This is a genomic window from Glaciecola siphonariae (assembly GCF_042652645.1).
Classification (GTDB): Bacteria; Pseudomonadota; Gammaproteobacteria; order Enterobacterales; family Alteromonadaceae; genus Glaciecola; species Glaciecola siphonariae.
In genome coordinates this window covers 249,822-267,366 of the sequence record NZ_JBHSGU010000001.1, presented here as the reverse complement: position 1 = coordinate 267,366, position 17,545 = coordinate 249,822, and the positions used below count along the sequence as shown (strand labels likewise).

The 17,545-nt window shown below is 44.9% G+C and carries 16 protein-coding genes; 14 read left to right on the top strand and 2 right to left on the bottom strand.

What is annotated here, in order from left to right; all coding sequences use genetic code 11:
- The first annotated feature begins 375 nt into the window (after positions 1–375).
- From mnmG to ACFO4O_RS01165, 13 genes are all read left to right on the top strand, one after another.
- Positions 376–2,277, top strand: a complete 1,902-nt coding sequence (gene mnmG / locus ACFO4O_RS01225) for a tRNA uridine-5-carboxymethylaminomethyl(34) synthesis enzyme MnmG (protein ID WP_382405430.1) — start codon at positions 376–378, stop codon at positions 2,275–2,277.
- On the top strand, positions 2,277–2,906 hold the full coding sequence (gene rsmG, locus ACFO4O_RS01220; protein WP_382405429.1) for a 16S rRNA (guanine(527)-N(7))-methyltransferase RsmG: 630 nt from the start codon (positions 2,277–2,279) through the stop codon (positions 2,904–2,906). Before mnmG ends, rsmG begins: the two co-directional genes overlap by 1 nt.
- 11 nt (positions 2,907–2,917) lie before the next feature.
- On the top strand, positions 2,918–3,700 hold the full coding sequence (locus ACFO4O_RS01215) for a ParA family protein (protein ID WP_382405428.1): 783 nt from the start codon (positions 2,918–2,920) through the stop codon (positions 3,698–3,700).
- A 21-nt stretch (positions 3,701–3,721) separates the two neighbouring features.
- Positions 3,722–4,633 (top strand): ParB/RepB/Spo0J family partition protein, encoded by a 912-nt coding sequence (locus ACFO4O_RS01210; protein ID WP_382405427.1) that lies wholly within the window; start codon positions 3,722–3,724, stop codon positions 4,631–4,633.
- A 228-nt stretch (positions 4,634–4,861) separates the two neighbouring features.
- Complete coding sequence (locus ACFO4O_RS01205) at positions 4,862–5,245, top strand: ATP synthase subunit I (RefSeq protein WP_382405426.1); 384 nt, start codon at positions 4,862–4,864, stop codon at positions 5,243–5,245.
- 51 nt (positions 5,246–5,296) lie between these two features.
- A complete protein-coding gene (gene atpB / locus ACFO4O_RS01200; protein ID WP_382405425.1) occupies positions 5,297–6,130 on the top strand; it encodes a F0F1 ATP synthase subunit A in 834 nt (277 codons plus the stop codon).
- Between the two features lie 50 nt (positions 6,131–6,180).
- Positions 6,181–6,420, top strand: coding sequence for a F0F1 ATP synthase subunit C (gene atpE / locus ACFO4O_RS01195; protein WP_382405423.1), 240 nt, complete (start codon positions 6,181–6,183; stop codon positions 6,418–6,420).
- A 45-nt stretch (positions 6,421–6,465) separates the two neighbouring features.
- A complete protein-coding gene (gene atpF / locus ACFO4O_RS01190) occupies positions 6,466–6,936 on the top strand; it encodes a F0F1 ATP synthase subunit B (protein WP_382405422.1) in 471 nt (156 codons plus the stop codon).
- Positions 6,937–6,947: 11 nt separating this feature from the next.
- Complete coding sequence (atpH, locus tag ACFO4O_RS01185; RefSeq protein WP_382405421.1) at positions 6,948–7,481, top strand: F0F1 ATP synthase subunit delta; 534 nt, start codon at positions 6,948–6,950, stop codon at positions 7,479–7,481.
- A 13-nt stretch (positions 7,482–7,494) separates the two neighbouring features.
- Entirely contained in the window at positions 7,495–9,036 is a 1,542-nt protein-coding gene (gene atpA / locus ACFO4O_RS01180) for a F0F1 ATP synthase subunit alpha (RefSeq protein WP_382405420.1), read from the top strand.
- Positions 9,037–9,092: 56 nt separating this feature from the next.
- Entirely contained in the window at positions 9,093–9,953 is an 861-nt protein-coding gene (gene atpG / locus ACFO4O_RS01175; RefSeq protein WP_382405418.1) for a F0F1 ATP synthase subunit gamma, read from the top strand.
- Between the two features lie 31 nt (positions 9,954–9,984).
- Positions 9,985–11,376, top strand: a complete 1,392-nt coding sequence (gene atpD / locus ACFO4O_RS01170) for a F0F1 ATP synthase subunit beta (RefSeq protein ID WP_382405417.1) — start codon at positions 9,985–9,987, stop codon at positions 11,374–11,376.
- 61 nt (positions 11,377–11,437) lie between these two features.
- Positions 11,438–11,851 carry a F0F1 ATP synthase subunit epsilon gene (locus tag ACFO4O_RS01165; protein ID WP_382405416.1) on the top strand — a complete coding sequence of 138 codons (414 nt, stop codon included), beginning with the start codon at positions 11,438–11,440 and terminating at the stop codon, positions 11,849–11,851.
- 146 nt (positions 11,852–11,997) lie between these two features.
- Here the strand turns inward: ACFO4O_RS01165 and ACFO4O_RS01160 are convergent, their stop codons facing one another.
- Both ACFO4O_RS01160 and ACFO4O_RS01155 read right to left on the bottom strand, forming a co-directional pair.
- Positions 11,998–13,491 (bottom strand): methyl-accepting chemotaxis protein, encoded by a 1,494-nt coding sequence (locus tag ACFO4O_RS01160; RefSeq protein WP_382405415.1) that lies wholly within the window; start codon positions 13,489–13,491, stop codon positions 11,998–12,000.
- Positions 13,492–13,593: 102 nt separating this feature from the next.
- Complete coding sequence (locus ACFO4O_RS01155; RefSeq protein WP_382405414.1) at positions 13,594–14,448, bottom strand: substrate-binding periplasmic protein; 855 nt, start codon at positions 14,446–14,448, stop codon at positions 13,594–13,596.
- A gap of 285 nt (positions 14,449–14,733) precedes the next feature.
- Here ACFO4O_RS01155 and acnA point away from each other — a divergent pair, with 285 nt between their 5' ends.
- Entirely contained in the window at positions 14,734–17,466 is a 2,733-nt protein-coding gene (gene acnA, locus ACFO4O_RS01150) for an aconitate hydratase AcnA (RefSeq protein ID WP_382405412.1), read from the top strand.
- The last annotated feature ends 79 nt before the right edge of the window (positions 17,467–17,545 follow it).

Here is a 17,545-nt window from a genome sequence, read left to right as displayed (position 1 = left end):
ACCGACAAGTTGTTGATCACTTATTGATCACTTATACATAAGAAAGATGTGCTTCAAACAATTGAAAATAATAGTGAAAATTCACTTTTCCACAGAAAACATGCGCCTTAATAGTAGTAATAATAAACATCTTTAATAGGTATCTCTATATATATTAAGGTCGCGCATTTTTTGGCCACAGCAACAAAAAAGGTTAAAAATAAAAAATAGTGATTTCTACAAACTCTGATGTATTCTTCTCACAACATGCAGGCCTTAGTAAATCGCCTACTGGCCAATAAATAAGCATTTTCAATTTATTGTGCTTAATATACAATATGCGCCCTTTTTTTGCGGCAACGCTGTGAAATAGCAATATAATTATTTGGTGAGTACATGTTCTATCAGCAAGATTTTGATGTCATAGTTATCGGTGGAGGTCACGCTGGCACTGAGGCGGCCATGGCGTCTGCTCGCATGGGTGCTTCCACCCTATTACTCACTCACAGCATTGAAACACTCGGACAGATGTCTTGTAATCCCGCCATAGGTGGCATTGGGAAAGGTCATTTAGTTAAAGAAATTGACGCGCTGGGTGGCGTAATGGCCAAAGCTATCGATTTAGCCGGCATACAATTTCGCACGCTAAACTCGTCAAAAGGCCCGGCGGTAAGAGCAACGCGTGCACAGGCCGACCGAACGCTATACCGCACTGCCGTGCGTAATATGCTTGAAAACCAAGAAAATCTTACGCTATTTCAACAATCGTGCGACGATCTAATAATTGAAAATGAACGCGTCACGGGTGTAGTAACACAAATGGGCTTAAAATTTCGCGCCAAAACCGTGGTATTAACCGTTGGCACTTTCCTTGGCGGAACGATACACATAGGGCTTGAAAATTATAAAGGCGGACGAGCTGGCGACCCGCCTTCCATAGCTTTGGCAGATAAACTTCGTGCAATGCCTTTTAGAGTGGATAGATTAAAAACCGGCACACCAGCAAGGCTCGATGCGCGTACACTCGATTTTTCTGTTATGCAAAAGCAAGCTGGCGATACTCCGCTACCGGTGTTTTCGTTTATGGGGAATGTGGAGCAACATCCAGAGCAAATCCCTTGTTACATTACCCATACCAACGAACAAACACACGACATTATTCGCTCAGGTCTTGACCGCTCACCAATGTATACCGGCGTAATAGAAGGCGTAGGACCGCGCTATTGTCCATCAATCGAGGATAAGATCACCCGCTTTGCTGACAAAAATTCACACCAGATTTTTGTTGAGCCCGAGGGTCTAAATAGCGTTGAAGTCTATCCGAATGGTATATCAACCAGCTTACCTTTTGACGTACAAATGGCCTTAGTACGCTCGATTAAAGGTTTTGAGAATGCACATATTATTCGTCCAGGTTACGCCATTGAATATGACTTTTTTGACCCGCGAGACTTAAAACAGACGCTAGAAACTAAGTTTGTAAAAGGCTTATTTTTTGCCGGACAAATCAATGGCACAACAGGTTATGAAGAGGCCGGTGCACAGGGCCTAATTGCGGGCGCAAATGCCGCGCTGCAAGTGCAGCAAAAAGATGCGCTCTCATTAGGCCGCGACCAAGCCTACATGGGTGTGTTAATCGACGATTTAGCAACAATGGGGACGAAAGAGCCCTATCGCATGTTTACCAGCCGTGCTGAGTATCGTCTTCTATTGCGCGAAGATAATGCCGATTTGCGCCTCACAGAAATTGGCCGAAGCATAGGTTTAGTCGACGATGAACGTTGGGCTGCATTTGAAGCAAAGATTGAACAAGTCGAACGTGAAAAACAAAGACTGGCTAGTACGTGGATACACCCTGGACATGTTGCTGCTGATGATATCAATCACTTGTTAAAAACGCCTATCAGTAAAGAGCATTCTCTAGAAGAGCTTATTCGTAGACCAGAGCTTAATTACGAAACGCTAATGAAGGTTGCACAACTTGGTCCTGGTCTTGATGATCTAAAAGCAGCAGAGCAGGTTGAGATTCAGATTAAATACGCAGGTTATATTGCACGCCAGTTAGAAGATATAGCTAAGTCTCAACGCCATGAAAACGCCCTAATTCCCATTGACTTCGATTATTCGAAAATTTCGGGTTTATCGAACGAGGTGGTTGCGAAGCTGAGCGATGCTCGTCCTGAAACGCTCGGAAAAGCGTCGCGGATTTCTGGCATTACACCGGCAGCGATATCGCTATTATTAGTCTATCTTAAAAAACACGACATGCTGTTTAAACATGAGCGAAAAAGTGCCTGATGACTGAGCACTTAACAAGCAAGTTGACCAAACTCATCGAGCAGACATCCTTGAGTGCAAATCAAGCACAAATAGACAAATTAGTCGGCTTTGTCATGCTAATGGATAAGTGGAATAAGGCCTACAATTTAAGTTCGGTGCGTGAGCCTGAACAAATGTTAGTGAAGCACATCATGGATTCACTGGTTGTTGCACCGTATATTCACGGTAACAACATCGCTGATGTGGGCACGGGGCCCGGATTGCCCGGCGTACCTTTGGCCATTTTGTTTCCTGAAAAATCATTCACCCTAATTGACTCATTAGGTAAACGCATCCGATTTATCAAACAAGCGTGTTACGAACTTGATATTAGCAACGTGTGTGCGATACAAGAAAGAGTTGAAAATGTAACGAGCGAACCGGCGTTCGATTTGGTATTAAGTCGTGCTTTTGCCTCGCTATCAGATATGCTGAACTGGTGTGCGCATTTAGTCGACAATAATGGAGAATTTCTTGCCTTAAAGGGACAACTGCATCAAGATGAGTTAGCTCAAGTACCGGCTGATTTTAAAATTGTCAACACAGTTAAAATATCAGTGCCCGAATTGACAGGCGAAAGACACATAGTAAGTATTCACAAACAATAACGGGACAGATTTTGGCGAGAGTCATTTCCATTGCAAATCAAAAAGGCGGCGTCGGTAAAACAACGACAGCAGTGAATGTTGCTGCGTCGATGGCGGCGACTAAACGTAAAGTGCTTTTAATCGACCTAGACCCTCAAGGAAACGCAACGATGGGTAGCGGCGTCGACAAGTATGAAGTTGAAAATACCTGTTATGAACTTCTTATCGAAGAAAAACCGCCTGAAGAAGTTATCATCACCGAGACAACTGGAAAATTTCACTTAATTGCTGGAAATTCAGACGTTACCGCAGCTGAAATTAAATTAATGGAAGTGTTCGCCAGAGAGGTGCGGCTCAGAAATGCCCTTGCCGGTATCAAAGATAAATATGATTTTATTTTTATCGATTGTCCCCCATCTCTCAATCAATTAACCGTGAATGCCCTTGCCGCATCCGATTCGGTATTAGTGCCGATGCAGTGCGAATATTATGCGCTTGAGGGATTGACCGCGCTTATGGACACCATTCAGAAACTGGCATCGGTGGTCAATCCAGACTTAAAAATTGAAGGCGTATTACGAACCATGTACGATCCTCGAAATCGCTTAGCTAACGACGTCAGTGAGCAATTGAAACGTCATTTTGGAGAACAGGTATATCGTACTGTTATTCCGCGCAATGTTAGATTGGCTGAGGCGCCTAGTTTTGGAGCACCGGCCATTTATTATGATAAATCATCCACAGGTGCAAAGGCTTATCTAGCCCTTGCTGGCGAAATACTGCGTCGTCACAAACAAGCCCAAGCGGCATCCTAACGAAGAGAATTTGAGGTAGATATGGCGAAAAGTAAAGGACTGGGCAGAGGATTGGATGCGCTGCTGGCCACCAGTAAAAGCTACACTGACAAATACAACGAAAATAACCCCGCACAAGCAGTCGCCGATGAGGCGCAAAGTGAACTGCAAAAGCTGCCCATTGAATTTTTGCAGCCCGGCAAATATCAACCCAGAAAAGATATGGCAGACGCGGCGCTTGAAGAACTTGCCGCTTCAATAAGGGTTCAGGGCATTATTCAGCCCTTGGTTGTACGCTTAATCGCTAAAGATCAATATGAAATTATCGCAGGTGAGCGACGGTGGCGTGCTGCGCAATTAGCTAAATTAGAGCTTGTACCTTGTTTAGTAAAAGACATTCCTGACGAGGCTGCTGTTGCCATCGCGCTTATTGAAAACATTCAGCGTGAAGATTTAAATGCAATGGAAGAGGCGCAAGCTCTCGACCGCCTAATGGTTGAGTTTAAGCTAACGCATCAGCAGGTGGCAGAAGCCGTAGGTAAATCCAGAACGACCGTCACGAACCTCTTACGTCTCAATGGGCTTGAAGATTCAGTCAAAACACTACTTGAGCATGGTGATATCGACATGGGACACGCCCGTGCACTTCTCGCTCTTTCAGGTCAAGCGCAGTCTGAGCTCGCGGGCCAAGTAGCAGATAAAGGCTTGACGGTACGAGAAACCGAACGCTTAGTGAAAAAAGCGCAAGAAACGCCTGAACAGCCACCAGCACATTCAAAAGAGCACAAAGCAGACCCAGACGTACAGCGTTTAGAAACTTCTTTGACCGAACGACTTGGCGCAAAAGTTAAGATAGATCACAACAAACAGGGGAAAGGGAAAATGGTCATTGCCTTTGACGATTTAGACCAGCTAGACGGAATCTTAGCTCACATTCAGCAAGAAAATAGTTAATCATGACTACTCGTAAGTATAATGATGTGTTCAAAACAGCTGTACCTGTGATTATCATCGAAAAATTTTGATATTAACCATTAGTATTATTGAGCGTGCGAATGGGCAAAATAACTTCAATAGTTTGGCATTATGGTTGAATTTTTTTGCATTCACAGTATACTTCGAGCGCTTTTATTTCGGCTCGCAAAGCTGTTTTGTTAAGCTTTTGTTGAGGAAGCAGAGTACATGAAAGTCGATTTAGCATCGCCAGGTAGAAAATTAGCGGCGCGGGGCGTGATCTTTCAGTTATGTGTTGGCGTAGTGTTAGTGGGCGTAACAGGCCTCTTTTCTCCTGCCGAGACTTTATCAGTACTTGTAGGTGTTATTGCTTTTATAATGCCGCACAGTTTTTTTGCGTATTGGGTGTTCCGATATGCAGGTGCGACCAAAAACGATGTGGTCGCCCAAAGTATGGGTCAAGGTATGAAAATAAAACTTGCCCTGACTACTGTTATTTTTGCTATCGCGTTTTCTCAGTTTAACGCACACCCGGTTTTTCTTCTGGGTGCTTACACGATAGTTATGGTGAGTCAATGGACAGCCATGGTGTATTTACGCAACGACGTGTGAACAGTAGTGATATAAAAACAGATTTTTTATTTTTACAATTTGGGTTAAACAATGGCATCTTACGCAACAACGCAAGAATACATTAATCACCATTTAACCAATGCTCGCATGTGTTCTTCAGAAGAAGGCATAGTATTTAACAAAGCATGTGAAGACGCGGGTTTTTGGGTATGGCACATTGATACTATCGGCTGGTCTGCAGCTATCGGTATCGCATTTCTGTTTCTATTTTGGCGAGTCGGTAAAAAGGCCACCACCGGTGTTCCGAGCAAGACTCAAGCATTTATCGAAATGATCGTCGAGTTTGTAGACGACAACGTTAAAAGCTCTTTTCATGGCACCAGCAAACTTATAGCGCCTCTAGCCCTTACTATATTTGTATGGGTACTTCTGATGAACCTAACCGACCTAATTCCGGTTGATTTGTTCCCGTGGATAGCAGGTCTCATTGGTCAGTATGGTTTTGGTATGGACCCGAAAGATGTCTATATGAAAATTGTGCCTACCACTGACATCAACACCACCTTTGCTTTATCTATTGGTGTGTTTATTCTTATTATCTTCTACTCACTTAAGATTAAAGGCGTGAAAGGTTTTACTAAAGAACTGACAATGCAGCCTTTGAATCACTGGGCGTTTATTCCGTTCAACTTCGTGATTGAGTCGGTCACCCTGCTTGCGCGTCCCTTATCACTTTCGTTACGTTTATTCGGTAACCTTTACGCAAGTGAGTTGATATTTATTTTGATAGCGACCCTTGGTTACGTGCAGTTGCCTCTGCACTTTGCTTGGGCCGTTTTTCACATCTTAGTGCTACCTCTTCAAGCCTTTATCTTCATGATGTTAACTATCGTGTATTTAAGCTTGGCGTGTGAAGAGCACTAAACCACAGTTTTACTTTTAATTTTTACTATTTACTTTAATCGGAGATAACAATGATCTACATCGCAATCGCAATAATCATCGGAATGGGTGCACTTGGTACTGCAATCGGTTTCGGTATCATGGGTGGAAAATTCCTAGAATCATCTGCTCGTCAACCTGAACTTGCTCCACAACTTCAAGTTAAAATGTTTATTTTGGCTGGTCTGATTGATGCTATATCAATGATTGGTGTTGGTGTTGCTCTTTACATTCTATTCGTGGTTGCTCCTGGTTTAGGTGGTGTTTACTAAAACACCCTTCTTCAGTTTAACGAATAACCAATAGGAGGAGCGGACGTGAATTTCAACGCCACTCTAATAGGTCAACTGATAGCGTTTACAGTGTTTGTAGTGTTCTGCATGAAGTTTGTGTGGCCACCAATCATTGCAGCGATTGAAGAAAGACAGAAAAAAATAGCTGACGGTTTAGCGGCATCTGAACGCGCTGAAAAGGACCTTGAGCTAGCACAGGCTAGCGCCGGTGATAAAATTCGTGAAGCGAAAGACGAAGCGAATAAAATCATTGAGCAGGCCAAGCGTCGTGCCAATCAACTCGTTGAAGAAGAAACAACCAGAGGCCATTCAGAGCGAGAGAAAATCATTGCTCAAGGCCATGCTGAAATTGAAGCGGAAAGAAATCGCCTAAAAGAAGACTTGCGCAAGCAGGTAGCAACCTTAGCTATCGCCGGTGCACAGCAGATATTAGCGAGAGAAATAGACGCACAAGCGCAAAGTGACATTGTTGAAAAACTTGTCGCAGAGCTATAGGAGAGTGAGCCATGTCTGAATTGACTACAGTTGCTCGCCCTTACGCCCATGCCGCTTTTGATTTCGCAGTTGAGAAGTCTGAAATAGAGCAGTGGCAAGCCATGTTAGTGTTTGCCGCAGAAGTAGCTAAGAACGATTTTATGCATCATTTTTTATCAGGTGCGCAGTCTTCGTCTTCTGCTGCTGAGATGTTTATCAAAATATGCGGTGAACAACTCGATGCTCACGGTCAGAACTTCATCAAAATTCTAGCGGTCAACAATCGACTTCTTATATTGCCTGAAATATCTACTATGTTTAATGCGCTAAAAGTAGAGCGTGAAAAGCAAATTAATGTAGATGTTAGCTCAGCAAGTGCCCTCAGCGATGCTCAGATGGCGATGCTTAGTGCAGCCCTAGAGAAGCGATTCGATCGCAAAATAAAGCTTAATTGTAGCGTGGATCCAAGCCTTATTGCCGGCATGATTATCAAAGCAGGCGATACCGTGATAGATGGCTCCGTACATTCACAGTTGAACCGTCTTAACGACGCGTTACAAGCATAACGGGAATATAAGTATGCAACTTAATTCTACAGAAATTGCAGAACTGATTAAGAAACGTATTGACCAGTTCGAAGTAGTAAGTGAAGTAAGAAATGAAGGAACTATCGTAGGTGTTACCGACGGTATTATCCGTATCAACGGCCTTGCAGACGTAATGCAAGGTGAAATGATTGAGCTACCTGGTGGTCGCTATGCGATTGCACTTAACCTTGAGCGAGACTCGGTTGGTGCAGTTGTTATGGGTCCATACTCTGACCTTCAAGAGGGCGATAAAGTTAAATCGTCTGGTCGTATCCTTGAAGTACCAGTGGGACCACAGCTACTTGGCCGCGTTGTTAACACCCTTGGGGAAGCAATCGACGGTAAAGGCGCAATTGAAGCCGAGCTATTTGAACCGGTTGAGAAAATCGCACCGGGTGTTATCGAACGTCAATCGGTAGACCAGCCAGTACAGACAGGCTATAAGTCAGTCGACTCGATGATACCTGTTGGTCGTGGCCAGCGTGAGCTCATCATCGGTGACCGTCAAACCGGTAAAACTGCCTTAGCAATCGACGCTATCATCAATCAAAAAGGCACCGGTGTTAAATGCGTATATGTCGCTATCGGTCAAAAAGCTTCTACCATCGCCAACGTAGTGCGTAAATTAGAAGAGCACGGTGCAATGGCGCATACGATAATTGTTGCAGCCTCTGCATCAGAATCTGCTGCACTTCAGTATCTAGCACCCTATTCTGGCTGTACGATGGGCGAATACTTTCGTGACCGCGGCGAAGATGCCTTGATTGTATACGATGATTTGTCAAAGCAAGCGGTTGCTTATCGACAAGTTTCTCTACTTCTTCGTCGTCCGCCAGGCCGTGAAGCCTACCCAGGTGATGTATTCTATTTGCATTCACGTCTTCTAGAGCGTGCTGCTCGCGTAAATGCGACCTATGTTGAGAAATACACAAACGGCGAAGTGAAAGGGAAAACAGGGTCACTAACTGCCCTTCCGATTATTGAGACCCAAGCCGGTGACGTATCAGCATTCGTACCGACCAACGTAATCTCAATTACCGATGGTCAAATCTTCCTAGAGACTGATTTATTCAACGCCGGTATCCGTCCTGCTGTTAACGCAGGTATTTCGGTATCACGTGTTGGTGGTGCTGCTCAAACGAAAATCATCAAGAAACTTGGTGGTGGTATTCGTTTGGCACTTGCTCAGTATCGCGAACTTGCTGCGTTTTCGCAGTTTGCATCTGACCTTGATGAAGCTACCCGTGCTCAGCTAGAGCATGGTCAACGCGTAACCGAATTAATGAAGCAAAACCAATATGCGCCGCTATCGGTTGCTGAAACGGCTCTGTCGTTGTTTGCTGCAGAAAAGGGTTACTTAAAAGACGTTGAACTGAACAAAATATTGGATTTTGAAGCTGCCCTTCACTCTTTCATGACATCTGAGAAGAGCGAATTGATGAACACTATCAATGAAACGGGTAACTACAACGACGATATTGAAAGCCAGTTAAAAGAAGCCTTTGATAACTTCAAGGCCACTCAAACCTGGTAATCAATCTACCCCGCCTTTGTTGCGGGGTGCGTTGTAATTAATCGGAGATTTTAGTCATGGCAAGCGGAAAAGAGATAAAAGGTAAGATTGGGAGTATTAAAAATACTCAAAAAATTACCAGTGCAATGGAGATGGTTGCCGCTTCAAAAATGAAGCGCGCACAGGAGCGAATGGCTTCTGGTCGTCCATATGCACAAAATATGCTTAAAGTGATCGGTCATATTGCAAACGGTAATCTTGAATATCGTCATCCATATTTGGAAGAGCGAGAGGTCAAGAACGTCGGGTTTATTGTGATTTCTACAGATCGCGGCCTTTGCGGCGGTTTGAATACCAACGAATTCAAAGCAGTATCAGAGCGTATTAGAGAATATCAGAAGCAAAATGTAGGTTTACACTTTGCGGCGTTAGGCTCAAAAGCAGTCAGTTTTTTTGGTCGCTTCGGCGGCAAAGTGATGGCCTCAGCATCGGGCCTTGGTGATAAGCCAAGCGTTAAAGATGTAGTGGGCGTAGTACGAACACTTCTGAACGAATACGACAAAGGCGATTTGGACAAAATTTATATTGTTTACAATAATTTTGTTAACACAATGACGCAAACACCGGTCATCAATCAGTTATTACCTTTGCCTAAATCAGAGGAACCAGAAGCAAGACATAGCTGGGATTATATATACGAGCCAGAGCCACAAGCGATTATGGATCAACTAATGGTGCGATATATCGAATCCCAAGTGTACCAAGCAGTAGTAGAGAACGTTGCCTCAGAGCAAGCAGCCAGAATGGTAGCCATGAAAGCCGCTACCGACAACGCCGGCAACTTAATCGACGATCTACAATTGGTATACAACAAGGCGCGCCAAGCAGCAATTACACAAGAAATTAGTGAAATTGTAAGCGGCGCAGCAGCGGTTTAGGCAAAGAATTTTAAGTTTAAGAGGACAAATTATGAGTCAAGGTAAGGTCGTCCAAATCATAGGCGCGGTTGTGGACATTGAATTTCCACAAGCATCAGTGCCACGTGTATACGACGCACTGAAAGTGGCCGAAGGTGACTTAGCAGGGCTAGTATTGGAAGTACAGCAACAGTTAGGTGGCGGTGTCGTTCGTTCAATTGCGATGGGCACAACCGACGGTTTACGTCGTAATCTTTTAGTAGATAACACAGGCGAAGCGATTCAAGTACCTGTTGGTACTGCGACCCTAGGTCGTATCATGGACGTTCTGGGTAATCCTATCGACGAAGCGGGCCCTATTGGTGAAGAAGAGCGTATGTCGATTCACCGCGAAGCGCCAAGCTACGAAGAACAATCAAGTTCAGTTGAATTACTCGAGACAGGCATCAAAGTAATCGATTTGGTTTGCCCCTTTGCAAAGGGTGGTAAAGTAGGTTTGTTTGGTGGTGCTGGTGTTGGTAAAACCGTAAACATGATGGAACTAATCCGTAACATCGCCATTGAGCACAGCGGTTATTCAGTGTTCGCCGGTGTTGGTGAGCGTACTCGTGAAGGTAACGATTTCTATCACGAAATGAACGAGTCTAACGTACTTGATAAGGTATCGTTAGTATACGGCCAAATGAACGAGCCACCAGGAAACCGTTTGCGTGTTGCCTTAACGGGTTTGACGATGGCTGAGAAGTTCCGTGATGAAGGTCGTGACGTACTTTTCTTCGTAGATAATATCTACCGTTATACACTGGCCGGTACCGAAGTATCTGCTTTGCTTGGTCGTATGCCATCGGCGGTAGGTTATCAGCCAACACTTGCTGAAGAAATGGGTGTGCTTCAAGAGCGTATCACTTCAACCAAAACCGGTTCAATCACATCAATTCAAGCGGTATACGTACCGGCGGATGACTTGACCGACCCATCGCCTGCAACAACCTTTGCTCACTTAGATGCAACCGTTGTATTGTCTCGTGATATTGCGTCTTTAGGTATTTACCCTGCGGTAGACCCTTTGGATTCAACCTCGCGTCAGCTTGACCCTCTAGTAGTTGGTCAGGAGCACTACGATACTGCACAGGGCGTACAAACTACCTTGCAGCGTTATAAAGAGCTAAAAGACATCATCGCAATTTTGGGTATGGACGAGCTATCTGAAGAAGATAAGTTGACGGTATCACGCGCCCGTAAAATTCAGCGCTTCTTATCGCAACCATTCTTCGTAGCAGAAGTATTTACAGGTTCTCCTGGTAAGTATGTGTCGCTTAAAGACACAATTGCAGGCTTTAAGGGCATTCTTGAAGGTGAGTTTGATCATCTACCAGAGCAGGCATTCTACATGGTAGGTTCAATCGAAGAAGCTGCTGAGAAAGCGAATAAAGCGAAGAAGTAAATACTGATAGTGGCTCACGTTAGTTAATACAAACGTGAGCCCACAATCTAGGAGACCCAACATGGCAATGACCGTTCACTTGGATGTAGTAAGTGCTGAGGCAGCGATTTTCTCTGGCCTGGTCGAGCGCATTCAGGTTACTGGTAGCGAAGGTGAATTAGGTATTTATCCTGGTCACGCCCCGCTTATCACAGGCATTCTGCCAGGCATGGTGCGCGTCGTAAAAGAACATGGTGAAGAAGAACTCATTTATGTTGCTGGCGGTGTATTGGAAGTTCAGCCTAGCACCATCACAGTGTTAGCAGACACGGCTGTGCGCGCCGAAGACTTGGATGAATCAGCAGCGCTAGAAGCTAAAAAGCATGCTGAACAGCAGATTGCAAATGGTGGTGGTGAGTTTGACTATGCGGAAGCAGCCATTGAGCTTGCCGAAGCAATTGCGCAGTTACGCTTGATTAAGAAACTACGTAAATAAAGCTAGCCCACAACTACCGAACAAATAAAAAAACCAGCACTCGTGCTGGTTTTTTGTTTATATGGTTACCCTCAGTTATAGCTACCATCAGTGCTGGACGCTGTTTCTTATCATGACCTGAGGTTCATTAGAGACTTGTTTCGAATTTATAGTTTGAACATCGATAAGTCATTTTTTATGCCATGACTTAGCGAGTCGAGCGTATCACTGAGCGCTTTTACATTCGCCGCGTTGTCCACAACCGATGCGGTTATCTCTCTAAAACCTTCAATATTTTTACTGACCGACTGTGTCACTAATTTTTCTTGCTGAGTCGCCGATGCGACTTGGGTATTCATATCGTTGATGGTTTTGACGTTCTCGATAATCTCTTGGAGCGCATCAATCGCTCTTGTCGAATTCTCCATCGTTTTGTCCACATTCTGACGGGTATCATTCATTAACTGATTCGCGTCTTCAGAAGATACTTGTAAGTCGGTAATGATGGTCTCAATTTCAGAGGTGGAATCCTGCGTACGCTGGGCTAGCGCTCTTACTTCATCTGCAACAACGGCAAAGCCTCTACCTTGTTCCCCCGCACGGGCTGCTTCAATCGCCGCGTTCAGTGCTAACAGATTGGTTTGTTCAGCTATGCCCTTAATCACTTCTAAAACAGTGCTAATGAGGTCGCTCTTCTCTTTGAGGTGTCCTAGTTTATCTGAAGTTTGTCCAATCACCGCACTTAGCGAGTGAATTTCACTAGCGGTATGCTTAACAATATCGTTCCCGCCTATTGCCAATTTATTGCAGCTTTCAGTTTTTTCAGATGTAATGCCAGCGTTGGTTGCAACTTCCTCCGCCGCGTTTTGCAATTCGGAAAGCGCAATGGCTACCTTTTCAATTTCTGCGATTTGGTGCTGGGTCACTGAATTGTTCGATTCTGCATTTCGCTTAATTTCAACTGAACATTCGGTAAGTTGGTCGGCTGATTGTACGATATTGCTTACCAAGCCATGCAGATTCTGAATAAACCCATTAAATACATCAGCAAGCCGCCCAACCTCATCATCACGTTTAATTGTGAGCGTGCGAGATAAGTCGCCGCCGCCTTTGGTTATGTCAAGCATTGCTGTGGTCACAAGGTTGATGGGTTTAACTACATAAGTCTTAAGTACAAACCAATTAGCAATAGACAGCGTGACCAATAGCGCAAGAATAGTGAGCCCAACCAATAGCTTCGCAGCGTTCAGTAAACCGTGATTACTGTCCATGCGATATTCAATTTCAAGATAGCCGATTTTTTTACTACCTTCATAAAAAATATCAACCGCGTCGGTTCGAACATAGTCTTCACTGCCCTTGGTATCAGAATCAGCGGCTTGCCCAATAGGTTTGCCGCGATGATCAAAGATTCTAATTTCCTTGATGTGTGGGTATTTGACAAAAGACTGCACAATATTCTCACTGAGGCCTGTGTCGTAAGAAAATATCGGCTCCATTAACACGATGCTCAGCGAGTCTTTGGAGTCTTGAATATTTTCTTCTAGCTGATTTGCAAAATAGTTCGATGCGAGGGCATAGCCAATAGAGAAAACAATCAGCATGATTGCGAGTGAGGCCGCTGACATGATCAGCATAGATTTGTGTTGAATTGACTTCATTAGTTTACTTCCACGGTTTGCATTCGGTAGTTGGCAGGCACAAGCGCTTTTTCTAACTTCAAATTAAGCGCAATCTTTAAAGCAGATGTCGGGTGCGTGCCTTCATAAATCATTAATATTTAACCAAAACTCTTTTCTGTCGGTTGGGGTATCAGGATGCATATAAGGATTCTCTAACTTAAACACCACTCTGTCGGCTAAATTAGCATTTTCCAGAGCCTCTTTTATCATGGGGATAGAGAAGAAAAGCTCATCATAGCTGCCGTCTGCTATGGCCATTTCAAAGCCCTTATAGATTTTGTCGTGCAATGCCTGATTGTCTTTATTCACAAAAAACCACATGGCGTAGGGGTAAATGAGCATCACGGTTTGGTCAACCATCAAATTTAAATCTGCGTGAGTTTCTACCTCGGTCCACGGCTCATGCACAGCCCGCGGAAAATAGTCGAAGCGCCCACCTTCTAACATAGGAAAATGGTTTTCGTATTTGATAGTCGTAACGGTGGGTAGCTTGGCATGCTGCAAGACTTTAGTATCGCCCCAAAATGTGCCTTGTCCGGCAAAAAACTTGTCTAAATCCGCCCGTGTTTTGATACTTTCGAAACGCGCTTTGTCTTCTTTACGAATAATAAATATGCGATGTCCCAACAGTCCCTTTAATATGGGTATGCGCACCGTGAGCATCCTCTCCTCTTTATCTTTTGCCGCCCCTGCCCAGAGAATATCAATCTCATTTTCTTCAATCGCCTGCATAAGACGACCTTCGGTCATCACTTCATCGTGTTGTACTAATTCGACCGAGGGCTCTACCTTACTCAAGGCAAGCTTAAGAATTTTCGCTGCGATCTCTTCTTTCCCACCGTCTAAGTTTCTGATCTTGTATGTTGCGCTGTGAGCGTGTGAACAAATAGTCAATAACGAAGCGAGTGAGAGGCCAATAAGGGAGTTTTTAAACATGTATTTTACCTTTCCCAATATTTTTCCGACTTCCATCTTTTGGTTATCGCGTTTGGGCGTGAAATCTTTAGGTAAAATGACGACTTAAGGCATCGACGAAGTTGATATGTGGTGATTTTTTAAACATTTAGCCCCATACGTCCAGCATCAACGCCCTGTTAATGAGTTGCCTAAGCATTTATGCCTATACTAACGCATAAGTTAAGTGAGCTATGAGCATTGCGCTTTCGTATAAAAATTCAACATAGTGCGAATTCGTTTTCGCCATAAGTGTAAGGAGACAACATGAGTAACAACAGCTTTCATACCAAGCGACAACTAACCGTTGCCAGTAAGCAGTATACGATTTTTGATATTACTCGCTTGCCCAAGCAGGATAAGATCCAAAGCCTCCCCTACTGCATGAAAATTTTATTAGAGAACTTACTACGAAACGAAGACAGTTTACATGTAAGTGCCCAAGACATTGAGGCGATATGCGCTTGGGATCCAAAAGCTAAACCATTAGAGCAGGTTGCCTTCACGCCGGCGCGAGTCGTTTTGCAAGATTTTACTGGGGTCCCTGCCATTGTTGATTTAGCCGCCATGCGAGATGCAGTTGTTGCCCTAGGGGGCGACGCGCAGTCCATTAATCCACAGGTCCCGGTAGATTTGGTAATTGACCATTCTGTGATGGTTGATCATTTCGGCACGGCAGACGCTTTAGAAAAAAACACAAGCGTTGAATTTGAGCGTAATCAAGAACGCTATCAGTTTTTGCGCTGGGGACAGAAAGCGTTTTCAAACTTCAAAGTTGTTCCGCCTGGCACAGGTATTGTGCACCAAGTGAATCTTGAGTATTTGGCCAGTGTTGTGATGCAGGGCGAGCAAAGCTCAGATGAGCCTGCTGCACTTTATCCTGACACCCTTGTTGGCACCGACTCTCATACCACCATGATCAATGGTTTAGGCGTACTAGGCTGGGGAGTAGGCGGCATTGAGGCTGAGGCTGCGATGCTTGGCCAACCTATCAGTATGTTGCTACCTGAAGTTGTTGGGTTTGAACTTACCGGAAAGCTTAAAGAAGGGGCGAGTGCAACCGACTTAGTCCTCACCGTCACTCAGCGCTTAAGAGAAAAGGGTGTTGTTGGAAAATTTGTGGAATTTTATGGCGATGGTTTAGCCAATTTACCTCTGGCAGATCGCGCTACCATAGCCAACATGGCACCAGAATACGGCGCTACCTGCGGGATATTCCCTATTGATGAAGAAACGCTGCGCTATATGGAATTAAGTGGACGAGATGCAGCGCAAATCGACATTGTTAAGGCCTATGCTAAAGCACAAGGCATGTGGCGCGAACAGGGCGAAAAGCCAGCACAGTACAGCGACACCTTAAAACTCGATATGGGTAATGTGGTACCAAGTATTGCTGGGCCGAAACGTCCTCAAGACAGAATCTCATTAAGCGATGCTAAGGGCGAGTTTGTTAAACACATGCAGATTTTAGGCATAGAGCTCGAAGACGAGACTGTGTCGCGCTTTGCTGATGAGGGTGGTGCGACAGCTGTGGGTAAAGACAATGCGTCGGAATCTGTAAGCATCACCATCAACGGTGAGGATTGCACCCTCAAGCATGGCGATGTTGTTATCGCCGCGATCACATCATGCACAAACACCTCAAACCCAGCGGTGATGGTAGCGGCAGGCTTGGTCGCACAAAAAGCCTTAGCTAAGGGATTAAAGCCAAAACCTTGGGTAAAAACTTCCCTAGCACCGGGCTCGCAAGTTGTGCCCGCCTATCTTGAAAAAGCAGGATTGATGGACCCACTAGAGGAGTTAGGTTTTGATTTAGTGGGCTTTGGTTGTACAACGTGTATTGGAAATTCCGGCCCGCTGCCAGAAGTTGTCAGCAAAGCGATAAACGAGGGTAAGCTAACCGCATGCTCGGTACTCTCGGGAAATCGAAATTTTGAGGGCCGTATTCACCAAGACGTAAGAGCTAATTATCTCGCCTCGCCACCTCTGGTAGTCGCTTATGCATTAGCTGGCAGTATGGCCATTGATATCGACAAAGAGCCCCTAGGGTTTGATAGCGACAATAATGCGGTGTATTTGAAAGACATTTGGCCAACACAAAATGAAATTAATGATTTGGTACTCAAATCCTTATCGGCTGATATGTATCAAAGCCGCTATCAAGATGTGTTTGAAGGTACAGAGCAATGGCGCGCCTTGTCGGTGCCTGAGGGGGAAACCTACAGCTGGCCTGAGTCGACCTATGTGAAAAACCCTCCCTATTTTGAAGGCATGACGAACGAAGCGGCCGATATACCCAGCGTGGTGGATGCCAGATGCATCGTGAAGGTGGGCGACTCTATTACCACTGACCATATATCACCGGCAGGCGCCATCGGTGAAAGCACCCCTGCCGGAGAGTATTTAGTCGCACAAGGTGTGACGAAAAAAGACTTCAATTCCTTAGGCTCTCGAAGGGGCAATCATGAAGTGATGATGCGCGGTACGTTTGCCAATGTGCGCTTAAAAAACCAGCTAGCGCCGGGCACTGAAGGCGGTTATACCACCTACTTCCCAGATGACGAGGCGTGCAGTATTTACGATGCTGCAATGAAGTATAAGCAAAGCGGTACGCCGCTGATTGTATTGGCGGGCAAAGAATATGGCACAGGTTCATCGCGTGATTGGGCGGCAAAGGGCACCAAGTTGCTGGGCATAAACGTAGTAATTGCATCAAGCTATGAGCGTATCCATCGCTCGAACTTAGTGGGTTTTGGTGTGTTACCGCTTGAATTTATGCCGCAAGAAAGTGCCGAGACTTACGAGCTTACAGGCGAAGAGAGCTTCAGCTTTTCAAGCTTAGAGGAACGCCCTAAACGCATTACAGTAACGGCAACTCGTGCAAATGGTGAGAGCGTGGAGTTTGAGGTAAAAGTCCGAATAGATACCAACAGTGAGTGGGAATACTATCAGCATGGCGGTATTTTGCATTATGTACTGCGAGGTCTGGCAAAAGCATAATAACAGGGCTTGAAATAAGCGATTAAAAGGCTTGCATGCTGGAGTGCTCAAATAATTGAGGTCGCTTCGCTTGCAAGCC

Coding starts and splice junctions, on each gene's coding strand:
- mnmG (WP_382405430.1), top strand. CDS start 376: ATGTTCTATCAGCAAGATTTTGATGTCATAGTTATCGGTGGAGGTCAC.
- rsmG (WP_382405429.1), top strand. CDS start 2,277: ATGACTGAGCACTTAACAAGCAAGTTGACCAAACTCATCGAGCAGACA.
- ACFO4O_RS01210 (WP_382405427.1), top strand. CDS start 3,722: ATGGCGAAAAGTAAAGGACTGGGCAGAGGATTGGATGCGCTGCTGGCC.
- ACFO4O_RS01205 (WP_382405426.1), top strand. CDS start 4,862: ATGAAAGTCGATTTAGCATCGCCAGGTAGAAAATTAGCGGCGCGGGGC.
- atpB (WP_382405425.1), top strand. CDS start 5,297: ATGGCATCTTACGCAACAACGCAAGAATACATTAATCACCATTTAACC.
- atpE (WP_382405423.1), top strand. CDS start 6,181: ATGATCTACATCGCAATCGCAATAATCATCGGAATGGGTGCACTTGGT.
- atpH (WP_382405421.1), top strand. CDS start 6,948: ATGTCTGAATTGACTACAGTTGCTCGCCCTTACGCCCATGCCGCTTTT.
- atpA (WP_382405420.1), top strand. CDS start 7,495: ATGCAACTTAATTCTACAGAAATTGCAGAACTGATTAAGAAACGTATT.
- atpG (WP_382405418.1), top strand. CDS start 9,093: ATGGCAAGCGGAAAAGAGATAAAAGGTAAGATTGGGAGTATTAAAAAT.
- atpD (WP_382405417.1), top strand. CDS start 9,985: ATGAGTCAAGGTAAGGTCGTCCAAATCATAGGCGCGGTTGTGGACATT.
- ACFO4O_RS01165 (WP_382405416.1), top strand. CDS start 11,438: ATGGCAATGACCGTTCACTTGGATGTAGTAAGTGCTGAGGCAGCGATT.
- ACFO4O_RS01160 (WP_382405415.1), bottom strand. CDS start 13,491: ATGAAGTCAATTCAACACAAATCTATGCTGATCATGTCAGCGGCCTCA.
- ACFO4O_RS01155 (WP_382405414.1), bottom strand. CDS start 14,448: ATGTTTAAAAACTCCCTTATTGGCCTCTCACTCGCTTCGTTATTGACT.
- acnA (WP_382405412.1), top strand. CDS start 14,734: ATGAGTAACAACAGCTTTCATACCAAGCGACAACTAACCGTTGCCAGT.